Source organism: Nocardioides lacusdianchii, from assembly GCF_020102855.1.
Classification (GTDB): domain Bacteria; phylum Actinomycetota; class Actinomycetes; order Propionibacteriales; family Nocardioidaceae; genus Nocardioides; species Nocardioides lacusdianchii.
The window spans coordinates 92,117-114,580 of the sequence record NZ_JADHZD010000001.1 but is presented as its reverse complement, the minus strand read 5'-3'; the positions used below and the strand labels follow the sequence as shown (position 1 = coordinate 114,580).

Genomic DNA, 22,464 nt, shown 5'->3' with positions numbered 1-22,464 from the left:
GGACGCGGGCGGGGCGGGCCACGGGGCCGTTCCACCTGCGCTTCGGCGTTTGCACTCTCGGGGGTCGAGTGCTAAACATGATGCTGGCACTCTCGTCACGAGAGTGACAACGACCCAGGTGACGCTGAGGTCTGCAGAAGCCGGCGTGAATGGATCGCCGGCGGAGCGGGCCGTCCGTCGCGGGCAGCCCGCCTGGCGTCGACACACAGACTCACGTCGATAGGAATCGCACGCGATATGGCCAAGCTGATTGCTTTCAACGAGGAGGCCCGCCGCGGCCTCGAGCGAGGGATGAACACCCTCGCCGACGCGGTGAAGGTCACCCTCGGCCCCAAGGGCCGCAACGTCGTCCTGGAGAAGAAGTGGGGCGCCCCCACGATCACCAACGACGGTGTCTCGATCGCCAAGGAGATCGAGCTGGAGGACCCCTACGAGAAGATCGGCGCCGAGCTGGTCAAGGAGGTCGCCAAGAAGACCGACGACGTCGCCGGTGACGGCACGACGACGGCGACCGTCCTGGCCCAGGCCATGGTGCGCGAGGGCCTGCGCAACGTCGCGGCCGGCGCGAACCCGATGGGTCTCAAGCGCGGCATCGAGGCCGCCGTCGCCGCCGTGTCCGAGCAGCTGCTCGTGATGGCGAAGGACGTCGAGACCAAGGAGCAGATCGCCTCCACCGCCTCCATCTCGGCCGCTGACACCACCGTCGGCGAGATCATCGCCGAGGCGATGGACAAGGTCGGCAAGGAAGGCGTCATCACCGTCGAGGAGTCCAACACCTTCGGGCTGGACCTCGAGCTGACCGAGGGCATGCGCTTCGACAAGGGCTACATCTCGGCCTACTTCGCCACCGACCTCGAGCGCATGGAGGCCGTGCTGGAGGACCCCTACGTCCTCATCGCCAACTCCAAGGTGTCGACGGTCAAGGACCTGCTCCCGCTGCTGGAGAAGGTCATGCAGTCCGGCAAGCCGCTGCTGATCATCGCCGAGGACGTCGACGGCGAGGCGCTGTCGACCCTGGTGGTCAACAAGATCAAGGGCACCTTCCGCTCCGTGGCCGTCAAGGCCCCGGGCTTCGGTGACCGCCGCAAGGCCATGCTGCAGGACATCGCGATCCTCACCGGCGGCCAGGTCATCTCCGAGGAGGTCGGCCTCAAGCTCGAGTCGGCCGGTCTCGAGCTGCTCGGCCAGGCCCGCAAGGTCGTCATCACCAAGGACGAGACCACCATCGTCGAGGGCTCGGGCGACCAGGGCCAGATCGAGGGCCGGGTCAACCAGATCCGCGCCGAGATCGAGAAGTCGGACTCCGACTACGACCGCGAGAAGCTCCAGGAGCGCCTCGCCAAGCTGGCCGGCGGCGTGGCCGTCATCAAGGTCGGCGCGGCCACCGAGGTCGAGCTCAAGGAGCGCAAGCACCGCATCGAGGACGCTGTCCGCAACGCCAAGGCCGCGGTCGAGGAGGGCATCGTCGCCGGAGGTGGCGTGGCGCTCGTCCAGGCTGCTGCCACCGCGTTCGACAAGCTCGACCTGACCGGTGACGAGGCCACCGGCGCGAACATCGTCCGCGTCGCGACCTCCGCCCCGCTCAAGCAGATCGCCATCAACGCCGGCCTCGAGGGCGGCGTCGTGGCGGAGAAGGTCGCGAACCTGGAGGCCGGTCACGGCCTCAACGCCGCGACCGGTGAGTACGTCGACATGATCGCCGAGGGCATCATCGACCCGGCCAAGGTCACGCGCTCCGCCCTGCAGAACGCTGCGTCCATCGCCGCGCTGTTCCTCACCACGGAGGCCGTCGTGGCCGACAAGCCGGAGAAGGCGCCGGCCATGGGTGGCGGCGACGGCGGGATGGGCGGCATGGGCGGCATGGACTTCTGATCGCCGCCTGACGGAGTGTCCGCGGCGTTGGCGCCGCTCGACGCCCCGCTTCGCTCCAAGGGCGCCTTCGCGGCGCCGCCTTGCGGACACACACGTCAGGCAACGATCAGGTCAGCCGACTTGGTCAACACAGCATCACCAGCAGGGCCCCCGCTCCGGCGGTGGCCCTGCTGCCGTTCCGGGCCTCCGAGCCGGCTCGAGGTCCCTCGGGGCACCCGCTGGTATCAATGGCCCATGCGCCTCCCCGTTCCCGGCCCCCGTGACGTCCTCTCCGCCCTCGAACGAGGTGGCGAGCAGGTCGAGGCGCTGCTCGGGGCCGTGCCGCGGGTGCTGGCCCTGCTCGACCAGGCCGAGGCGCTGGTCGCGCGCGCGTCCGGCATCGTGGACCGGGTGGAGGCGGTCGCGGACGCGGCGACGGCCGAGGTGGCCCGAGTCGGCACGGTGGTGGATGCGGCGACCGCGGAGGTGGCCCGAGTCGGCACGGTGGTGGATGCGGCGACCGCGGAGGTGGCTCGCGTGGGCGGTGTCGTGGATGCGGCGACCGCGGAGGTGGCGCGCGTGGGCGGTGTGGTGGACGGCGCCGGTGTGCAGGTGGGTCGGGCGGCGGTCCTCATCGACCTCCTCGAGCCGTCGCTGACGACGCTCGAGCCCACGCTGCGTACGCTCGCCGACACCACGCACCCGGAAGAGGTCGCGGCGCTCGTGACCCTCATCGACCACCTGCCGGCGGTGACGCTGCAGGTCGAGCGCGACATCCTGCCGATCATGGCCAGCCTGGGCTCGGTGGCACCCGACCTCCACGAGCTCCTCGACGTCTCGCGCGAGCTCAACGAGATCCTGGGCAAGATCCCCGGCGTCGGACGCCTCAAGCGGCGGGTCGAGGAGGAGGACGAGGGCCGGTGACCGCCGGGAACCCGACGGGCACTCGCCGCGTCCGAACGAGTATGAGCCGACAGACCAGCCGAGTCCGCACCCTGCTCGTCGTACCCCTCGTCGTCCTCTCCGGCCTCACGGCCTGCGGCGGCGACGACGACGGCGCCGAGCGCGCGTCGGACGACACCTCGACGAGCCCGACCGGGACGGCCACGAGCGAGCCCGGCCCGGACGACGCGGGCACCCTGGCCCTCACCGCCGACGGTGCGGCGGCCGCCAAGTGCGCGGTCCCGGTCCCCGACACGCTGGCCACCTTCGACACCGCCTTCGCCGGCACGGTCACCGCCCTCGACGACGGCACGGCCACGCTGAGCGTCGACGAGTGGTACGCCGGTGGCGACGGCGCGGACACCGTGACCGTCACCTCGCCGAGCGAGCAGCTGCAGGACCTGCTGCTGGCCGTCGACTTCCAGGAGGGCCGGTCCTACCTCGTGAGCGCCGACGGCGACCGGGTGACGCTGTGCGGCTACTCCGGGGAGGACAACGCCGAGATGCAGGCGCTCTACGCCGAGGCCTTCGGGGGCTGATCCTCCGTCCGCGTCAGCTCGGCTTCGGAGCTCCCTTGCGGGCGTAGCGGCTCCAGGTGATGGCCACGCACATCACCGCCCACGCGATGCCGATGGCGTAGAAGGTCGTCGGGCCGAGCGTGGTGACGCCGATCCCGAAGAAGAAGGGGCCGAAGGCCGCGATCGCGGCAGTCCAGCCGATCACGCCACCGGCCTGCCGCTTCTCGAAGATCATCGGCATCTGCTTGAAGGTCGAGGCGTTGCCGATCCCGGCGAACAGGAAGATCGCGAGCATCCCCCACAGGAACTGGTCGAAGTCGCGCTCCAACGCGGCGGCCGAGCTGGCGTCCGGGGTCAGCGCGGGCAGGGTGAACGCGATCGAGACGATCAGTCCCACGCCCGAGACGAGCGTCCACACCGCACCCCCCGTCCGGTCCGTCAACGGCGCGAAGAGCACCCGCGCCCCGGCTCCGACCAGCGGCCCGAGGAAGACGTACTTCACCACGTCGGGGACGGCGTAGCCGTCGATGAGCACCTGTGCCTCGGCGCCGGTGCCGGAGACGATGTCGGCGTTGCCGATGCCGTAGAGGTTCGCCATGAGGAGGCCGAACTGGGCGGCCAGGCCGGAGAACGTGCCGAACGTCATGATGTAGAGCAGCGTCATCAGCCACGTGTCCACGTTGCCGAAGATGTCGAACTGCTGGCGCACGTTGGCCTTGATCGGCACCGACTTGAGCATCGTCCAGGCGAGCACCGACGAGAGGACCATCAGGGGGATCCAGATGAACGCGGCGTTCTGGTACCACACGTCTTGAGCCGCAGCGCCCGGCATCGAGATGGACTGGGTGCTTCCGAAGAACGCGAGCGCCGAGAAGCCGATGAAGTACGGCGTGAGCAGCTGCACCGCCGAGACGCCGAAGTTGCCGAGCCCGGCCTGCAGGCCGAGGGCCGTGCCCTGCTTGGACTTCGGGAAGAAGTAGGAGGTGCTGGGCATGAACCCGGAGAACGCGCCACCGCCGATGCCGGCCAGGAAGGCCAGCACCATCAGCTCCCAGTAGGGCGCCGTCGGTTCCTGGACGCGCACCCCCCAGCCCAGCGTGGAGAAGATCAGCAGCAGCGACGTGAGGGTGACCATCTTGCGCGTCCCCATCAGGGGAGGCAGGAGCATCCAGACCAGGCGGAAGAGACCGGCCGAGAGCCCGGGCATCGCCGCCATCCAGTAGAGCTGGTTGGTGCTGAAGCTGTAGCCGAGCGGGTTGAGCTTGGGGATCAGGGCGCTGGGCAGGAACCAGGCGACGAACGCGAGGAACAGGGCGAAAGTGGTCACCCAGAGCGTCCGCCACGCGAGCGGCTTGTCCCAGGTCTCCTCGTTCTCGGGGTCCCAGGACTCCAGCCACTCGCCGCCGGACCGGGTCTCTCGGGTGGTGCTCATGCCAGTGCCTCCTCGGGCGCTCGGACGACAGGATTCTCGGAGGGCGGGCTCTCCAGGTGGCGGGCCAGCTCGGGGGACTCCTGGTGGAGCATGTGGACGACCGTCCAGTGCATCCACACGGCGCACACCGCCGTGAGCACGAACAGGACGAAGAAGGTGCTGGACGGGAAACCCGACCAGGACTTGGTGTAGGCGAACAACGGTGGGAGGACGAAGCCCCCCAGCCCGCCCAGCATCCCCACCAGGCCGCCGACGGCGCCGACGTCGTGGGGGAAGTACTCGGGGATGTGCTTGAAGACGGCTGCCTTGCCGATCCCCATCGCGCAGCCCAGGAGGAAGACCAGGACGGCGAAGGGGACCAGTCCCAAGGAGTAGGCGAGGTGCTGCGTCTGCGAGCCGTCCGGGTGGCTGATGACGATGTGGCCGTTCGGCATCATCAGCAGTCCGTTCGTGACGAGCATGGCCGCGAAGGTCCAGTAGATGACCCGACGAGCCCCGAACCGGTCGGAGAGCGATCCGCCGAAGGGCCTCAACAGCGACGCGGGGAAGATGTAGGTCGCGGTGAGCAGGGCAGCGGTCTGCAGCGTCACGTCGAAGTTGTCCATGTAGTAGGTGGGCAGCCACGCAGCCAGGGCGACGTACGCGCCGAAGACGGCCACGTAGTAGAGGCTGAAGCGCCACACCCGCACCAGGCGCAGCGGACGCACCTGCTCGCGCAGCGGCCGGCCCGTGCCGGGAGCCCGGTCCTCGCTCGGCGTGCCGAACCACACCAGCGCGGCCATCACGACCAGCAGGACGGCGTACACGACAGGCACGAGCCGCCACCCGCCGTCGACGAACCCGAAGTAGGTCGCCCCGGCGGTGCCGGCGATCAGCGGCGGTCCGATGAACTTGGTGACGGAGGCGCCGACGTTGCCGGCGCCGAAGAGGCCGAGGGCGAATCCCTGGTGCTCACGCGGCTGCCACGCCGAGTTCCACGCGATGCCGGCGGAGAAGGCGTTGCCGGCGAAGCCGACGAGGAAGGCGAGCACGAGGAGCATCGCGTAGGACTCGACGCGGGAGACGAGGAAGGCCGGCACGGCGGTCGCGAGCAGCAGGGCCGTCAGCACCTTGCGGCCGCCGATCCGGTCCGTGAGCATGCCTGTCGGCAGCCGCCACAGCGACCCGTTCAGCGCCGCCACCGCGACCACCCATGAGAGCTGCACCTCGGTCAGCCCGAACTCCGTCTGGATCGGTTTGCCGAGGATCCCGAACATCAGCCACACGGCGAACATCAGCGTGAACGCCACCGTGGACAGCCACAGCACCCGGCTCCGACCAGTGGTCGTGTCGCTCATCTGGGTCCCTTCGGGTCGGGGCGGACGCTGTCCACCATGGCGGAATCTAGGACGGTTCGGAACCGTCTCGGCATCTGTCAGGACCTAGGTCCCGGATCGGCGGGACCTAGTCCCTGACTCGGTCGAGGGGGTGGCCGGGGACCGATCGGCCCCCCTAGGGTCGAGCTGCGGGGTCGCCCCGCTGTGCGTGCTGAGCAGACCATCGGACCGAAAGGCGTCCACGTGACCGACCTCGAGAACCAGCTGCAGAGGGCCCTGATCGGTGGGCGCCGCTTCTTCACCAAGGCCGAGGTGAGCGAGGACCAGCGCAGCCTGCACAAGAAGGGCGGGCGCGAGGGTGACGTGTTCTACCGGGACCGGTGGAGCCACGACAAGGTGGTCCGCTCGACGCACGGGGTGAACTGCACCGGGTCCTGCTCGTGGAAGGTCTACGTCAAGGACGGGATCATCACCTGGGAGGCGCAGCAGACCGACTACCCGAGCGCCGGGGCCGACCGTCCCGAGTACGAGCCCCGCGGCTGCCCGCGCGGCGCCGCGTTCAGCTGGTACACCTACAGCCCCACCCGGGTGCGCTACCCCTACGTCCGCGGCGTGCTGCTCGACCTGTACCGCGCGGCCAAGCAGCAGCACGGCGACCCGGTCGTGGCCTGGGGCTCGATCGTGCAGGACGAGGAGAAGGCGCGGGCGTACAAGAAGGCCCGGGGCAAGGGCGGCCTGGTCCGCGCGTCGTGGGACGAGGTCGCCGAGATCATCGCTGCGGCCCACGTCTACACCGTCAAGCGATGGGGGCCCGACCGGATCGCTGGGTTCTCGCCGATCCCCGCCATGTCACCGGTCTCCTACTCCTCGGGCTCGCGCTTCCTCGAGCTCATCGGCGCCCCGATGCTGTCGTTCTACGACTGGTACGCCGACCTTCCCAACGCCTCACCGCAGATGTTCGGCGACCAGACAGACGTCCCGGAGTCGGGCGACTGGTGGGACGCGGGATACCTGATGATGTGGGGCTCCAACGTCCCGACCACGCGTACGCCGGACGCGCACTGGATGACCGAGGCGCGCTACCGCGGCCAGAAGGTCATCGCCGTCGCGCCCGACTACGCCGAGAGCGTGAAGTTCGCCGACGAGTGGGTCAGCCCGGCGCCCGGCACCGACGGCGCGCTCGCGATGGGGATGGGGCACGTCATCCTCAAGGAGTTCTTCGTCGACGCCACCACGCCCTTCTTCGCCGACTACACCAAGCAGTTCACCGACCTGCCGCACCTGGTGTGCCTCGAGCCCTCCCCGGACGGCTCGTACCGCCCCGGCAAGTTCCTCGTCGAGGGCGACCTGGGCGGGACGAGCGAGAACGCCATGTGGAAGCCCGCGCTCATCGACGCCGGCACCGGCGAGGTGCGGATCCCGCACGGCTCGATCGGGGACCGCTTCGGCGAGGAGGGCATCGGGAAGTGGAACCTCGAGCTGGGCGACATCGACCCGGCGCTGAGCATGTACCGCGACCACCAGGGCGGCACCCGCGAGGCCGTCGAGCTCGAGCTCCCGCGCTTCGACGCGGCCGACGGCAAGGTCGTCCACGAGCGGCGCGGTGTCCCGGTCGCCCGCGTCGGTGACCGCGTCGTCACGACCGTGCTCGACCTGCTGCTCGCCCAGTACGGCGTGGCGCGCGAGGGCCTGCCGGGCCAGTGGCCGCGCACCGACGAGTCGGACCCGCACGGCTACGACGACCCCGCCGTGCCGGCCACCCCGGCGTGGCAGGAGCAGCACACCGGTGTCCCCGCGAGCCAGGTCACCCGCCTGGCGCGGGAGTGGGCGCAGAACGCCATCGACAGCAACGGGCGCGGGATGATCCTGCTCGGGGCGGGGGTCAACCACTGGTTCCACTCCGACCAGATCTACCGCGCGATCCTGCTGCTCACCACGATCACCGGCACGCAGGGACGCAACGGCGGCGGCTGGGCGCACTACGTCGGGCAGGAGAAGATCCGCCCGATCATGGGCTTCCAGCACATGGCCTTCGCCCTGGACTGGCACCGCCCGCCGCGCCACATGAACCAGGCGGCGTACTGGTACGTGAACACCTCCCAGTACCGCTACGACACGTTCAGCGCCGACGACCTCGACGCCGGGACGGGGGTCTTCGCGGGACGGTCGGTGATGGACCTGCTGGCCCAGTCGGTGCGACTGGGGTGGTCGCCGTCGTACCCGACGTTCGACCGCAGCAGCCTGCAGCTCGCCGACGACGCCGAGGCGGCGGGGATGGACGCGCCGGCGTACGTCGCCTCCGAGCTGAAGGCCGGCACCCTCCGCTTCGCGGTGGAGGACCCCGAGCACGAGGACAACCACCCGCGGATCCTGTCGTTGTGGCGCTCGAACCTGCTCGGCTCCTCGGCCAAGGGCAACGAGTACTTCCTGCGCCACCTGCTCGGCACCGACTCGGCCGCGACCGCGGTGGAGGCGCCGCCCGACCAGCGGCCGCAGGACGTGGTGTGGGCCGAGAAGGCGGCCGAGGGCCGCCTCGACCTGCTGATGACGATCGACTTCCGGATGACCTCGTCGACGATCTTCAGCGACGTCGTGCTGCCGGCGGCGACCTGGTACGAGAAGCACGACCTGTCGACCACCGACATGCACCCGTTCGTGCACTCCTTCAACCCCGCCATCGCCCCGCCGTGGCAGACCAAGTCCGACTGGGACACCTGGAAGGTCATCGCGAAGAAGTTCTCCGAGCTGGCGGTCGACCACCTGGGGACGCGCAAGGACGTGATCGCCAAGCCGCTGTGGCACGACACCCCGGAGGCGATGGCGAGCGAGCACGGCGTGGTGCAGGACTGGAAGACCGGGGAGGTCGACCCGATCCCCGGCAAGACCATGCCGGTGATCGCCGTGGCCGAGCGGGACTACACCGCGGTCTACGAGAAGATGACGTCAATCGGCCCGCTGCTGGAGAAGGTCGGCATGCTCACCAAGGGCGTCGCCTACGACGTCAAGCGGGAGGTCGAGATCCTGCGCACCCGCAACGGTGTCGCGCGCAGCGGCGCCGGCGCCGGCCAGCCCCGGGTCGAGACGGACGTCCAGATGGCCGACGCGATGCTCCACCTCGCCGGCGTCTCGAACGGGCACCTCGCGACGCAGGGCTTCCGGTTCCTGGAGAAGCGGACCGGCACGGAGCTCGCCGACCTCGCTGCCGAGCACGAGGGCAAGCAGATCACCTTCGCCGACACCCAGGTCGCGCCGGTGCCGGTGATCACCTCGCCGGAGTGGTCCGGCTCGGAGTCGGGCGGGCGGCGCTACAGCCCGTTCACGATCAACATCGAGCGGAAGAAGCCCTTCCACACCCTGACCGGTCGCCAGCAGTTCTACGTCGACCACGACTGGTTCCTGGGGATGGGCGAGATGCTCCCGGTCTACCGGCCGCCGCTCAACATGACGGCGCTCTTCGGCGAGGCCCCCATCGGCGAGCAGAACGAGCTCGGCGTCTCGGTGCGCTACCTGACCCCGCACAACAAGTGGTCCATCCACTCCGAGTACCAGGACAACCTGTTCATGCTCTCGCTCTCGCGCGGCGGGCAGTCGGTCTGGGTCTCGGACCGTGACGCGGCCAAGGTCGGGATCAAGGACAACGACTGGATCGAGATGGTCAACCGCAACGGCGTCGTCGCTGCACGGGCCATCGTGAGCCACCGGATGCCGGAAGGAACGGTGTACATGCACCACGCACAGGACCGGCTCATCGACGTGCCCCTCACCGAGCGCGACGGCAAGCGTGGGGGCATCCACAACAGCCTCACGCGCGTGCTGATGAAGCCCAACCACATCGTGGGTGGCTATGCCCAGCTCGCCTACTTCTTCAACTACATCGGACCGATCGGCAACAACCGCGACGAGGTCACGATGATCCGCAAGCGGACCGCCCCGGTCGAGTACTGAGCGGACGAGGAGCGACTGACATGCGCGTGATGGCTCAGATGGCCATGGTGATGAACCTCGACAAGTGCATCGGGTGCCACACCTGCTCGGTGACCTGCAAGCAGGCCTGGACCAACCGGACCGGCATGGAGTACGTCTGGTTCAACAACGTCGAGACCCGGCCCGGCCTGGGCTACCCCAGGACGTACGAGGACCAGGACGAGTGGCAGGGCGGGTGGGTCCGCAAGCCCAACGGCCGCCTCGACCTCCGCGCGGGTGGTCGGTGGAAGAAGCTGTTCACCATCTTCTCCAACCCCAAGCTGCCCTCGATCGAGGACTACTACGAGCCGTGGACCTATGACTACGAGACGCTCCTCAACTCGCCGCAGACCGACACGTTCCCGGTGGCCCGGCCCAAGAGCCTGATCTCCGGCAAGAACATGAACGTCGAGTGGTCGGCCAACTGGGACGACGACCTCGGCGGCTCGCTGGAGCACGCGGCGCGCGACGTGATGTTCAAGGGCATCGAGGACAAGGTCAAGCTCGAGTTCGAGGAGACCTTCATGTTCTACCTGCCGCGCATCTGCGAGCACTGCCTCAACCCCTCCTGCGCCGCGTCGTGCCCCAGCGGCGCGATCTACAAGCGCGAGGAGGACGGCATCGTCCTGGTCGACCAGGACCGCTGCCGCGGCTGGCGGATGTGCGTCTCGGGCTGCCCGTACAAGAAGGTCTACTTCAACCACAAGACCGGCAAGGCCGAGAAGTGCACGTTCTGCTACCCGCGCATCGAGGTCGGGATCCCGACCGTGTGCTCGGAGACCTGTGTGGGTCGGCTGCGCTACATCGGGCTGATGCTCTACGACGCCGACGCGGTCCTCGAGGCTGCCGCGGTCGAGGACGAGCACGCCCTCTACGAGGCGCAGCGCAAGGTCTTCCTCGACCCCCGGGACCCCGAGGTCGAGCGAGCGGCCCTCGCGGCGGGCATCGAGGCGGACTGGATCGAGGCGGCGAAGAAGTCGCCGGTGCTGCGGCTGATCACCGACTACAAGGTCGCACTGCCCCTGCACCCGGAGTACCGCACGATGCCGATGGTCTGGTACATCCCGCCGTTGTCGCCCGTGGTGGACGTGGTCAAGGAGACCGGCGTGGACGCGGAGGACCGGAGCAACCTGTTCGCCGCGATCGACACCCTGCGGATCCCCGTCGAGTACCTCGCCAACCTCTTCACCGCGGGCGACGTCGAGCCCGTGACCGGGGTGCTCAAGAAGCTCGCCGCGATGCGGTCCTACATGCGCGACATCAACCTGGGGCGTGAGACCGACCCGTCCATCCCCGCCGCCGTCGGCATGACCGAGGAGGAGATGTACGAGATGTTCCGCCTGCTGGCGATCGCCAAGTACGCCGATCGCTACGTCATCCCTCCGGCCCACGCGGAGCAGGCCCACGCGCTCGAGGAGCTGGCCACCGATTGCTCGGTCGACTTCGACGCCGCCGGCTCGTACTACGACCAGGCGCTGCTGGGCGAGGGTGCGGGCTACCCGACGCCGGTCGCGGTGGAGAACTTCCGGATGCTCCAGGACCGGCAGACCGCTGACACGGTCGCCTCACCGGACGACAAGTCGTCTCGGGTGAACCTGCTCAACTGGGACGGCAAGGGGACACCCGAGGGCTTGTTCCCCCCACGTGAGGACGGAGGCGAGCGGTGATGTTCCGGCGCAGGAGCACCCACAGTCGCCGCGAGGACGCGGCGAGGACCTGGGCCGTCTGCTCGGTCCTGCTCGACTACCCGACCGAGGAGCTGGTCTCCTCCCTCGACGAGCTCGAGGCACTGGTCGCCGACGACCCCCACCTCGTGCCGCTCATCGATCACATGCGGGGGCGGACCCTCGCAGAGCTGCAGCAGGACTACGTCGCCACCTTCGACCACACCCGCAAGTGCGCGCTCTACCTCACCTACTTCGCCTACGGCGACACGCGCAGGCGGGGCGCGGCGCTCGTGGCCTTCAAGGAGGCCTACCGCCGCGGGGGCGTCGAGTGGTCCGAGGAGCACGGCGAGCTGCCCGACCACCTGTGCGCCGTGCTCCAGTTCGGCGCCACCGTCGACGTGGCGATCGCGCGCCAGCTGCTGGAGGACCACCGGGCGGGGGTGGAGATGCTGCGCATCGCCCTCGCCGGCTGGCGCAACGACGACGGCTCGGTGGGCTCGCCGTGGGCGGGTGCCCTGGCGGCCGTCTCGGGCACCCTGCGCGAGCTGGCCGGCGACGAGGCCGAGGCCGTACGCCGTCTCGTCGAGCAGGGCCCCCCTGCCGAGGAGGTCGGACTGTCCGGCTACGGCGCGGACCCGGCCCTGTCCACCGGCCCGGCCCTCATCTCCACCGCGACCATCCCCGTAGGAGCCCCCCGATGACCGTGTTCCTCTGGGTGATCGTCCCCTACCTGTGCCTCGCGGTCTTCGCGGTCGGCCACGTCTGGCGATACCGCTACGACAAGTTCGGCTGGACCACGCGGTCCTCCCAGCTCTACGAGGACCGGCTCCTGCGGCTGGGCTCGCCGCTGTTCCACTTCGGGATGCTCGGCGTGGTCGGCGGCCACGTCATCGGGCTGCTCATCCCCCGGTCGTGGACCGAGGCAGTCGGGATCGACGACCACCTCTACCACTACGCCGCTGTCGGCGGCGGGCTCGTCGCCGGCTTCATGGCGCTCGTGGGCATGGTGATCCTGATCTACCGCCGCCGCACCGTCGGCCCGGTGTTCTCCGCGACCACCGTGATGGACAAGGTGATGTACGCCTTCCTGGCCGCCGCCATCGTGCTGGGGATGTGGAACACGATCGCCGGGTCGATCTTCAGCCTCGGAGGGGAGTACAACTACCGCGAGGGCGTCTCGGTCTGGTACCGCTCGTTCCTGGCCTTCCAGCCCGACGCCGAGCTGATGGCCGAGGCGCCGATCGGGTTCAAGCTCCACGCCCTCGTCGCGTTCGGGCTCTTCGCGCTCTGGCCGTTCACCCGGCTGGTGCACGTGTTCTCCGCACCCATCGGCTACCTGACCCGCCCCTACATCGTCTACCGCTCCCGCGACTCCCGCCCCGGCCAGCCCGGCAGCACGCCGACGCGGCGCGGCTGGGACCGGGTGGGGTGAGGGACGTGTGCGAGTACTGCGGCTGTCGCACGGTCCCGGCCGTCCGCGAGCTGATGGAGGAGCACGACGCGATCATCGAGGACGCGGGCGACGTACGCACCGCGCTCCTCTCCGGTGACCGGGCCGCGACCGTCGCCCGGCTGCAGCATCTCGCCAGCCATCTGGACCCGCACGTCCACCGTGAGGAGGTCGGCATCTTCGCCGCGCTCCGCGCTCAGGGGGACTGGAGCGAGGAGGTCGCCGAGCTCGAGGGCGAGCACCGCGACCTCGACGGCGCGATCGCGGACCTCGACCCCGCGGACCCCTCCTTCGGCACCCGGGTCCTCGCGTTCCTGGAGTCGCTCGAGGAGCACGTCGAGCGCGAGAACCTCGGGATCTTCCCGGTCTCGGTGGTCACCCTGGGCGCCTCCGGGTGGGACACCGTGGCAGAGGCGCACCGCGAGACGCCGACGTTCCTGACCACCTGAGCCCACTGCCACCGCATCACGTGAGGACACCGCACATGGAATCGACATCCCTGACCAGCCTGGTCGACGACCAGCTCGCCGAGGCCCGGGAGGCGAGCAGCGGGCGGGCGGCGGTGACCGTCTTCGGCGGGCGCGAGCACGACCTCCGGCAGACCCTGATCGCCCTGGCGGCCGGCCGGTCCCTCGGTGAGCACGAGGCGCCGGGGGAGGCGACCCTGCAGGTCCTCCTCGGCACGGTGCGGCTCACGGCCGGTGGGGACGCGTGGGAGGGCAGCGCCGGCGACCACCTGGTGATCCCGCCGCACCGGCACGACCTGCACGCCGTGACCGACGCGGCGGTGCTGCTCACCGTCGCGTCACGCGCCTGACCCGTAGCGTGGCGCCATGACGGTCGGGCTCCTCCTCGCTGCCGGCGCCGGGCGTCGCTTCGGCGGCCCGAAGGCGCTGGCTCGCGAGCCCGACGGCACGTCGTGGCTGCTCCGGTCCGTGCAGGCGCTGCGGCCCTGCGCGGAGATCGTGGTCGTGCTCGGCGCCGAGGCGGAGCGGGCTGCCGCGCTGCTGCCGATGTCGGTCTCGCGGGTCCGCGCCGACGACTGGGCCGAGGGGATGGGCGCCTCGTTGCGCGCTGGGCTCCTCGCCCTCGACCCGACCGACCACGACGTCGCGCTCGTGTCGCTGGTCGACCTGCCCGACGTCGACGCGGCCGTCGTGGCCCGCCTCGTCGCGGCTGCCACCGGGCCTGACGTCCTCGCGCGGGCGGCGTACGACGGGGTGCCGGGGCACCCGGTGCTGCTCGGGCGCGAGCACTGGGCCGGGGTGGTCGAGACCTCGACCGGTGACCGTGGTGCGCGCGACTACCTCGCCTCCCACGAGGTCGCGCTGGTCGAGTGCGGCGACCTGGCCACCGGCGCCGACGTCGACGCGCGCTGAGGCCTGTCCGCCGACCCAACGTCCGGCCAACGTGCCGGGTCGTAGCCTGACGCCATGGACCAAGGCATGGACCGAGCGATGGACTCCGCCGCAGACGTGGCCGCCCGGCTCGGCGCCACCGGGTACCTCGCCGACCAGGAGCTGGCCACGGTCGTCTTCCTGGCCTCGCGGATGCAGCGGCCGCTGCTGCTGGAGGGCGAGCCGGGCACCGGCAAGACCGCCCTCGCCGAGGCCCTCGCGCAGAGCCTCGACCTGCCGCTGGTGCGCCTGCAGTGCTACGAGGGGATCGACGCCAGCCAGGCGCTCTACGACTGGGACTTCCCGCGCCAGATCCTGCACCTGCGCGCCCTGGAGGCCGCCGGCGACGTCGACTCCGACGAGGCCGAGAAGAGCCTGTACGACGAGCGCTTCCTGCTCGCGCGACCGGTGCTCGCCGCGCTGCGCCAGGCTCCGGCGGTGCTGCTGGTCGACGAGGTGGACCGCGCCGACGACGAGTTCGAGGCCTTCCTGCTCGAGGTGCTCTCGACGTGGCAGGTCACCATCCCCGAGTTCGGCACCGTCACCGCCCCCGAGCCGCCGCTCGTGGTGCTCACCTCCAACCGCACCCGCGAGCTGCACGACGCGCTGAAGCGGCGCTGCCTCTATCACTGGATCGACCACCCGGGCCTGGACCGCGAGGTGCAGATCGTCCGCTCGCGTGCCCCCGAGGTCAGCGAGACCCTGGCCCGCCAGGTCGTCGGCCTGGTCCAGCAGCTGCGCGCCCGCGACGACCTGCTCAAGCCGCCCGGCGTCGCGGAGACCCTCGACTGGGCGCGGGCGCTGACCTACCTCGGGGCCGCCGAGCTGGACCTGGCGTCCGCCGCTGCGACCCTCGGTGCGCTGCTGAAGTACCGCGAGGACGCCGACCGGGTGAAGGCCGCGCTGGACCGGATGCTGGCGAGATGAGCCCCGTGTCGACGACCGCCGAGCCGCACGCCGCGGACGAGGTGCTGCTCGGTTTCGCGCGCGCCCTGCGCGCCTCCGGCGTCGCGGTGACGCAGGACCGGGCGATGGGCTACCTCGCCGCCGTCGCCGAGGTGGGGGCCGACGACCGGCAGGCGACCTACTGGGCCGGGCGCGCGACGCTGTGCAGCTCGCCCGACGACCTCGCCCGCCACGACCAGGTCTTCGCCGCGTGGTTCGACACGCGCGACGGCCTGCCGACCGCCCGGCCGCGGGAGGCCTCGCAGCCGGCGACGGCCCACATGCTGCCCGACACCGAGACCAGCGGCGGTGGCGACGACGAGGACGCCGAGGTGGTGCGGGCCGCGGCCTCCGCGGCGGAGGTGCTCCGCCACCGCGACGTGGCCTCGCTCGACGCTGCCGAGAAGCGGCGCCTGGCCGGGATGTTCGTCCGGCTCTCGCTGCGCCCGCCGAGTCGGCGTACGGCCCGGCACCGGAGGTGGCACCGCGGCCAGGTCGACGCCTCGCGCACGCTGCGGCACTCGCTGCGCCAGATGGGGGAGCCCGGCGAGATCGCCTGGCGCCGCCGCGGGATCCGGCCACGCCGGGTGGTGCTGCTGCTCGACGTGAGCGGCTCCATGACGGCGTACGCCGACGCGCTGCTGCGCCTGTCGCACCGGCTGACCCAATCGGCGCGTGCCGGCGGCGGCACGGTCGAGACCTTCACCGTCGGCACGCGCCTCACCCACGTCACCCGTGCCCTGCGCTCGCCCGACCCTGACCGCGCCCTCGCGGCCGCCGGCGAGGTGGTGCCGGACTGGTCGGGCGGCACGCGCCTGGGCGAGACGCTGCAGGTCTTCCTCGACCGCTGGGGCCAGCGCGGGATGGCCCGCGGGGCGGTCGTGGTCGTCTTCAGCGACGGGTGGGAGCGCGGCGACGCGGCCCTGCTCGGCGAGCAGATGGCCCGGCTGCAGCGCATCGCCCACCGCGTCGTGTGGGTCAACCCGCACCGCGGCAAGGCGGGCTACGAGCCGCTCCAGGGCGGCGTCGTGGCGGCGCTGCCCCACTGCGACGACTTCCTCGCCGGGCACTCCCTGGCGACCTTCGCCGACCTCACGGAGGTGATCGCACGTGCGTGACGTGCTGCCCGAGCTGATGCAGTGGTGGGAGGCCGGCGAGACGATCGGCGTCGGCACCGTGGTCGCGACCTTCCGGTCCGCGCCCCGCCCCGCCGGCGCCTCGATGCTGGTCGGGCCCGACGAGTCGGCCGTCGGCTCGGTGTCCGGTGGCTGCGTCGAGGGCGCGGTCTACGAGCTCGCCCAGACGGTGGTGGCCTCGGGGGAGCCGGTGCTGGAGAGGTACGGCGTCTCCGACGACGACGCCTTCGCGGTCGGGCTGACCTGCGGCGGGATCCTGGACGTCTTCGTCGAGCAGGTCTCGCGCGAGACCTTCCCGCAGCTGGGTGACGTGGCCGCCGACATCGAGGCCGGGCGACCGGTGGCGCTCGCGACCGTCATCGAGCACCCCGACCCTGCGTGGGTGGGCCGGCGCATGGTCGTACGCCCCGACGTCCCCGCCGACGGCAGCCTCGGCTCGCCACGGGCCGACGCGGCCGTCCACGACGACGCCCTCGGCCTGCTGGCCGCCGGCACCAACGCGACGCTGACCTACGGGCCCGACGGCGAGCGCCGCGGCGAGGGGATGCGGGTCTTCGTGTGGGGCTTCGCGCCCAAGCCGCGCATGCTGGTCTTCGGTGCCATCGACTTCGCTGCCGCCGTCGCCAAGGTGGGGTCGTTCCTCGGCTACCACGTCACGGTGTGCGACGCGCGGCCCGTCTTCGCGACGAGCTCGCGCTTCCCGGGCGCCGACGAGGTGGTCGTCGACTGGCCGCACCGCTACCTCAGTGCCGAGCTCGACGCCGGGCGCATCGACCGCCGCACCGTCCTCGCGGTCCTCACCCACGACCCGAAGTTCGACGTTCCGCTGCTCGAGGTCGCGCTGCGTCTCGACGACGACGTCCGCCCGGGCTACATCGGCGCCATGGGCTCACGGCGCACGCACGAGGAGCGGATGGCGCGGCTGGTCGAGGCGGGGCTCCGCGACGCCGAGCTCGCGCTGCTCTCCTCGCCGATCGGCCTCGACCTGGGGGCGCGCACGCCCGAGGAGACGGCCGTGTCGATCGCCGCGGAGATCGTGGCCCGCCAGTGGGGCGGGTCAGGCGAGCGGCTCGCCGCGACCGAGGGGCGCATCCACCACGACGACTGACGGGTGCGGACGTTCAACGAGCGGCGAATTGGCCCTTTCGGGTGACCCGACCTATGGTCTCCGGGATGTTTTTTCCAGCCGCGTTGCCCCGTGTCCTCGTCCGGTCGACCGCACTCCTCCTCGCGGCCCTGCTGCTGATCACCGGTGTCTCGCCGGGCGCGTCGGCAGCCGAGGCGCGTGAGCAGGAGCGCTCGCAGGCGGCGGCCGCAGGCCCCGCCGGCCGCTTCACGGTGGCCACGCTCAACCTGCGCAAGGGGATGCGGGTGCCGGGCATGCGGCACGACATCGGTCGGGTCCTGAGCGGTGGCGCCTCGGTCATCGGGTTCCAGGAGCGGCTGTTCAGCCGGCCGGCGCTGCGTGCGTCGCTGCCGAAGTCGTGGACGCTGCTGATGCCGGACGGCCCGACCGGCACCGACGACAACCCGATCGCGTTCGACAAGGACGTCTGGGAGCTCGAGAAGACCTGGTCGGCCCTCCTCACCGGCAAGACCTGGCGGCGTCAGACCGGCCGGATCGCCCACGACCAGTACGGCGTGGTGGCAGTGCTTCGGAATCGTGCGAGCGGTCACGTCATCCGCGCGGTGAGCTTCCACCTGCCCAACCACCTCCACAACCGGCGCACAGGCGGTCCCAACTGGGCCAACCGCGGCGGCGTCGAGGCCATGTGGCGGATGGCGGCCCGGGTCCGCTTCATCGCCCAGGACGCTCCCGAGGCGCACCAGTTCGTCGGGATGTGCGACTGCAACGTCACCGAGAACCGCGACACCACCGACCACCTCGTGAAGGGCCGGATCACCCGGCCGCTGCGCCTGGAGACCAACTACACCGGTCGCAAGGGCGGGTCGGGCATCGACTACGTGATGGGCGAGCGCGCCTCGGACTTCCGCATCCGTTCCTACCGCTCCTACCGCGACCTGGTCACCGACCACCCGGGCATCGTCGCCACCTTCGCGCGCAAGCGCTGAGCGGGGCGGCTCACGACGGTCGGGGTTCCGCGGCAACTCAGGGATTTCGTCAGGCTCACTCTGTCGCGTGTCGGACGTGAGTCGTGCACCGTGCGCGGCGAAGAAGCAGCCTTTCGTCAGTGCTCTGAACGCCGGCATCAGCAAGGCGCTCCGGACCGCGGACCGGTCGTTCGATGTCCGCGACGAGGAAGTCGAACTGGTCAAGATCGTCGCCCTCGTCGTCGTGACTCGGACGATGAGCATGCGCACATCGTCTCCCGCGCCGCCCCGACGCGGGCAGACGTGGCGCATCGCGGCTGACCCGGGCGTTCGCGTGGAAGGCTGCGGTCATGGCGAACCGTTGGGTGAAGTTCCGCTGGCAGGAGTCGCGAGGCGATGAGTACGCCCACTGGGGGCCTTCGACCTGGTTCCTCGAGGTGGACTCTGACACGTGGCCGGTTCGCCAGGTCGAGGTCTACGACTCCGGCCCATCGCTTCGCTATGGCCCAGCGCATGAGACCGATGAGTACGGCGGTCTCGGTCAGGCACGTGTGTGTGACGCCGATGACAGCTGGCCGTTCGTTTGGATCAGCTCAGACGAGTTCGAGGCGGCGTGGCACGACGGCGAGTGATGCCCCCATGTCGGGATGAGCGCGCACACGTCGAACGGGTCCCGACGGCTACCCCAGGACGCGCCTGAGACAGACGCCCAGTCCAAGTGTGAGACGAACACCACGACGCCTTCCGCTGCTAGGCCCTCCTGCACCACTACCTACATTTGCGGCGGGTGCGAGTGCAAGCATCGAGTCTCGTTGGCCACGTCAGTGAGGGTACGAGAAGCCGCCGCCCGCATGGCCCCGGCCATGTCTGCGACCCCGCCACCTGGCAGGCGGCGGGGTGTGGGGCGGGGTCATCTTCGGGGTGACGGGATTCCCGGTGGGCCGGGGTCCGGTGGGTCGAGTGCAGTGGTGCCGTCACGGTCGCGGCGGTAACGGTGCCCATGAGGGCTGGTCCACTCGAACACCCCGGGCGCGGTCATCTCGTAGCGCCAGGCGGAGTGGGTCTTGAGGCGGTGGTGGAACCGGCACAAGGCCCCGAGGTTCTCGGTCTCCGTCGGTCCGGGCTGAGGTCTGCCCTCCGCCTCGGCGTTGTGGTCGTACTCGATGACGTGGTCGACGTCGCACCCCCGCGCTGGTCGACTGCACCACGGAAAGACGCACACGCGATCGCGGAGAGCCACGTGCTCGCGGATCCGGTCCGGGATATCGTAACCCGGTGCTGCCTTCTCCTGGTTGAGGTCGATGACGGGCTTGACCGTGACCTTCGTCCGCGAATCGAGGCACCAGGACCTGAGCTGCTCGAGCAGGAGGAGTCGCTGGCCTTCCTCGAGCCTCCCGGTCGGGCCGAACACGGCGGTGTCGCCGGACAGGCTGGCGTCGAAGTGCGCGTGGAGGACGACCTCGCGAGCGGCGGGGAGGTCTGGTCTCGATACGCCGGCTCGTTCCTCACCGGCTACTCGACCACCAGCCGAGTCGCTAGCTGGTCGACCACCAGCAGAGTCGTGGAGGTCGAGGGCGGTCTGCGTCCGCGCCAGGTCACCCAGCGCCTTCGCCCGACGTGCGTCGAGCGGCAGCTCGGACCCGAGGGCCTTCTGGGCGGCGGCTCCGTGAGCGAGGGCCTGGTGGAGGTCGAGCCCGTCGGCGAGGTCGACCTCGGCCTCGAGCCGCACGGTCCCGGCGAAGTGCACGTCCTGGTCGTGGATGGTGACGTGGCGCGGGTCCACGTGGAGGTAACCGTCTTCCGGGTCCGCGGCCGGGTCGGCGTCGGCGAGGTCGTAGCGCTTGATCGCCTCCGCCACGAGTCGGTCCAGCTGCGCGGGGCCGATCTTCCCCGCGACGGCGGCGACCTGGGCGTCGACGAACCGGGCCGCCTCGACCGTCAACGCTGGCGTCGAATGGATCGTCACCTCGGCGACGGCACGCGCACGCCACGCAGGGACGCGTCCGGCGTGGACCTGGCCCCATAGGCGCGGGAGGCGGTGGCGCAGCTCGAGGGCGTGGCCGATGAGCTTCTTCGCCGCGGTCGAGGAGATCCCGAGGACCGTGCCGAGCTCGGCGACGCAGAACTCCGCGACCAACGGCGTACCCGGACCGGCGATGGGTTCCGCGTGCTCGCACCCCGGGACCATGAACGACGACGCGTCGTGGATCGACTCGGGTGGGTGCAGGTCGGCCCACCGGGCGGCGACCTCGAGGAGCTCCGCGGCGGCGCGGTCCTCGGCGGACTTCGAGTCGCGGGCGAGCGCGAGCAGGTCGGAAGCGGTGAGGTCCGCGACCTCACCTGCTCCGGGTCCTGCCAACGTCTCGATCATGCGTTCGATCCTATGGGAGCCCACCGACAGTAGGTCTCGATACGCCCGCTCGTTCCTCGCGGGCTACTCGACCGCCGAGTGGAGCCAGGCGCGGGCTGATTCGGCCACGCGTCCGAGCGAGTGGATGACGCGTTCCCTGTTGCGCTCATCACACCCGGGCTATGTTGGCCGCGACTCATCAGGAGTGGCCATGACCAGCGATGACCTGCACGCCCGCCGCGTGAGGGCGGTGCGCGCCTGGACGCAGTTCGTGTCCGCCGGCGAGGAGGAGGCCGAGGCCGCCGTCCGGCCCGAGATCCTGCGCAGCTGGCAGCTCTCGGGCGTGGTCTCGCCGACCGTGACCGAGGCGCCGCTCGCCGACGAGGGCGACACGGCGGAGTTCTGGAACACCTCGCCCCTGCAGACCGCGGTCCAGCGGGTCCAGGACGAGCTGCGTCGGACCGCCGAGGACGGCGACCTCGTCATCGCGGTCACCGACGAGCAGACCCGCATCCTGTGGACCTATGGCGGTCGCGTGATGCGTCGCAAGGCCGAGACGGTCAACTTCGTTCCGGGCGGTCGCTGGGACGAGGCCAGCGTCGGCACCAACGCGCTCGCCATCGCGGGACGCACTGCCGCACCGTCGATGGTGTTCAGCGCCGAGCACTACGCCGAGGTCGTGCACAACTGGGTGTGCTGGGCCGCTCCCGTCTTCGACCCCGCGACCGGTCGCTCCCTGGGCGTGATCGACCTGTCGACCACGTGGGACCGCACGCACCCGATCGGCCTCGCAACGGCACGGGTGATGGCCCGGCTGATCGAGGGTGCCCTGCCCGCCGACCGGCGTACGACGCACGTGGGGGCCGCCGGGCCCAGCGACCCCGGCCTCACGCTGACGCTCCTCGGCACGGCGGAGGTGTGGCTCGACGGCCAGCGGCTGCTGCTCAACCGGCGCCAGACCGAGATCCTCGCGCTGCTCGCGCTGCACCCCGAGGGGCTCTCGGTCGAGCACCTCCACGCGCTGCTCTACGGCGACTCGGCGGTCACCACCTCGACGCTCAAGGCCGAGGTCTCGCACCTGCGCGCCGCCCTGTCCGGCCAGCTGTCCTCGCGCCCTTACCGGCTGACGATGCCGGTGGCGACCGACATCGAGGAGGTGCAGCGGCTGCTGCGCCGCGGCGACGTACGCGCTGCCGTGCGCGCCTACGGTGGCGACCTGCTGCCCGGCACCGACTCCCCGGCGCTGGTGCAGATGGGCGACTACCTCGCGGTGAGCGTCCGGGAGGCGTTGCTGGCGCACCCGGACCCCGACGCCGTGCTGCGCTACAGCGAGCTCGCGCCCTACGACACCGCCGTCGTCGAGGCCTGCCTGGCGTCCCTGCCGGTGCACCACCCGATCGCCCCGCTGCTGAAGGGCAAGCTCGCGTCGGCGCGCTGAGACGGGC

19 protein-coding genes are annotated in these 22,464 nt (G+C 70.8%); 16 read left to right on the top strand and 3 right to left on the bottom strand.

What is annotated here, in order from left to right:
• Positions 1–237: 237 nt before the first annotated feature.
• From groL to IRX98_RS00575, 3 genes are all read left to right on the top strand, one after another.
• On the top strand, positions 238–1,872 hold the full coding sequence (gene groL, locus IRX98_RS00585) for a chaperonin GroEL (RefSeq protein WP_224273142.1): 1,635 nt from the start codon (positions 238–240) through the stop codon (positions 1,870–1,872).
• Positions 1,873–2,106: 234 nt separating this feature from the next.
• Entirely contained in the window at positions 2,107–2,775 is a 669-nt protein-coding gene (locus tag IRX98_RS00580) for a hypothetical protein (protein ID WP_224273140.1), read from the top strand.
• 41 nt (positions 2,776–2,816) lie between these two features.
• The gene (locus IRX98_RS00575; RefSeq protein ID WP_224273138.1) at positions 2,817–3,332 is read left to right on the top strand and encodes a hypothetical protein; all 516 of its coding nucleotides are present in this window, start codon (positions 2,817–2,819) and stop codon (positions 3,330–3,332) included.
• 13 nt (positions 3,333–3,345) lie between these two features.
• On the opposite strand, the gene IRX98_RS00570 is transcribed toward IRX98_RS00575, so the two are convergent.
• Both IRX98_RS00570 and IRX98_RS00565 read right to left on the bottom strand, forming a co-directional pair.
• Entirely contained in the window at positions 3,346–4,743 is a 1,398-nt protein-coding gene (locus IRX98_RS00570; protein ID WP_224273136.1) for an MFS transporter, read from the bottom strand.
• Complete coding sequence (locus tag IRX98_RS00565) at positions 4,740–6,080, bottom strand: MFS transporter (protein ID WP_224273134.1); 1,341 nt, start codon at positions 6,078–6,080, stop codon at positions 4,740–4,742. The genes IRX98_RS00570 and IRX98_RS00565 overlap by 4 nt, the downstream gene beginning before the upstream one ends.
• Before the next feature lie 222 nt (positions 6,081–6,302).
• Between IRX98_RS00565 and IRX98_RS00560 the strand changes: the two genes are divergently transcribed.
• The 12 genes from IRX98_RS00560 to IRX98_RS00505 all read left to right on the top strand — a co-directional run bounded on the left by IRX98_RS00560 (position 6,303) and on the right by IRX98_RS00505 (position 19,069).
• Positions 6,303–10,004, top strand: a complete 3,702-nt coding sequence (locus IRX98_RS00560; protein WP_224273132.1) for a nitrate reductase subunit alpha — start codon at positions 6,303–6,305, stop codon at positions 10,002–10,004.
• 20 nt (positions 10,005–10,024) lie between these two features.
• Positions 10,025–11,689, top strand: coding sequence for a nitrate reductase subunit beta (gene narH, locus IRX98_RS00555; protein WP_224273130.1), 1,665 nt, complete (start codon positions 10,025–10,027; stop codon positions 11,687–11,689).
• Positions 11,689–12,390 carry a nitrate reductase molybdenum cofactor assembly chaperone gene (narJ, locus tag IRX98_RS00550; RefSeq protein WP_224273128.1) on the top strand — a complete coding sequence of 234 codons (702 nt, stop codon included), beginning with the start codon at positions 11,689–11,691 and terminating at the stop codon, positions 12,388–12,390. The genes narH and narJ overlap by 1 nt, the downstream gene beginning before the upstream one ends.
• Positions 12,387–13,121 (top strand): respiratory nitrate reductase subunit gamma, encoded by a 735-nt coding sequence (gene narI, locus IRX98_RS00545; protein WP_224273126.1) that lies wholly within the window; start codon positions 12,387–12,389, stop codon positions 13,119–13,121. Before narJ ends, narI begins: the two co-directional genes overlap by 4 nt.
• A gap of 5 nt (positions 13,122–13,126) precedes the next feature.
• Complete coding sequence (locus IRX98_RS00540) at positions 13,127–13,588, top strand: hemerythrin domain-containing protein (protein WP_224273124.1); 462 nt, start codon at positions 13,127–13,129, stop codon at positions 13,586–13,588.
• A 35-nt stretch (positions 13,589–13,623) separates the two neighbouring features.
• Positions 13,624–13,956 carry a cupin domain-containing protein gene (locus IRX98_RS00535; RefSeq protein WP_224273123.1) on the top strand — a complete coding sequence of 111 codons (333 nt, stop codon included), beginning with the start codon at positions 13,624–13,626 and terminating at the stop codon, positions 13,954–13,956.
• A 16-nt stretch (positions 13,957–13,972) separates the two neighbouring features.
• Positions 13,973–14,518 carry a nucleotidyltransferase family protein gene (locus IRX98_RS00530; protein WP_224273122.1) on the top strand — a complete coding sequence of 182 codons (546 nt, stop codon included), beginning with the start codon at positions 13,973–13,975 and terminating at the stop codon, positions 14,516–14,518.
• Between the two features lie 54 nt (positions 14,519–14,572).
• Complete coding sequence (locus IRX98_RS00525; protein WP_372455975.1) at positions 14,573–15,463, top strand: AAA family ATPase; 891 nt, start codon at positions 14,573–14,575, stop codon at positions 15,461–15,463.
• Positions 15,460–16,599: a vWA domain-containing protein gene (locus IRX98_RS00520; protein WP_224273121.1), complete on the top strand. Its 1,140-nt coding sequence runs from the start codon at positions 15,460–15,462 to the stop codon at positions 16,597–16,599. The genes IRX98_RS00525 and IRX98_RS00520 overlap by 4 nt, the downstream gene beginning before the upstream one ends.
• Entirely contained in the window at positions 16,592–17,725 is a 1,134-nt protein-coding gene (locus IRX98_RS00515; RefSeq protein WP_224273120.1) for an XdhC family protein, read from the top strand. The genes IRX98_RS00520 and IRX98_RS00515 overlap by 8 nt, the downstream gene beginning before the upstream one ends.
• 65 nt (positions 17,726–17,790) lie before the next feature.
• Positions 17,791–18,690: an exonuclease/endonuclease/phosphatase family protein gene (locus IRX98_RS00510; protein ID WP_224273119.1), complete on the top strand. Its 900-nt coding sequence runs from the start codon at positions 17,791–17,793 to the stop codon at positions 18,688–18,690.
• 67 nt (positions 18,691–18,757) lie between these two features.
• On the top strand, positions 18,758–19,069 hold the full coding sequence (locus IRX98_RS00505; protein ID WP_224273117.1) for a hypothetical protein: 312 nt from the start codon (positions 18,758–18,760) through the stop codon (positions 19,067–19,069).
• 510 nt (positions 19,070–19,579) lie between these two features.
• On the opposite strand, the gene IRX98_RS00500 is transcribed toward IRX98_RS00505, so the two are convergent.
• Complete coding sequence (locus IRX98_RS00500; protein WP_224273115.1) at positions 19,580–21,040, bottom strand: HNH endonuclease signature motif containing protein; 1,461 nt, start codon at positions 21,038–21,040, stop codon at positions 19,580–19,582.
• Between the two features lie 190 nt (positions 21,041–21,230).
• On the opposite strand from IRX98_RS00500, the gene IRX98_RS00495 reads away from it, so the two are divergent.
• Positions 21,231–22,457, top strand: coding sequence for a sigma-54-dependent transcriptional regulator family protein (locus tag IRX98_RS00495; RefSeq protein WP_224273114.1), 1,227 nt, complete (start codon positions 21,231–21,233; stop codon positions 22,455–22,457).
• Positions 22,458–22,464: the final 7 nt, after the last annotated feature.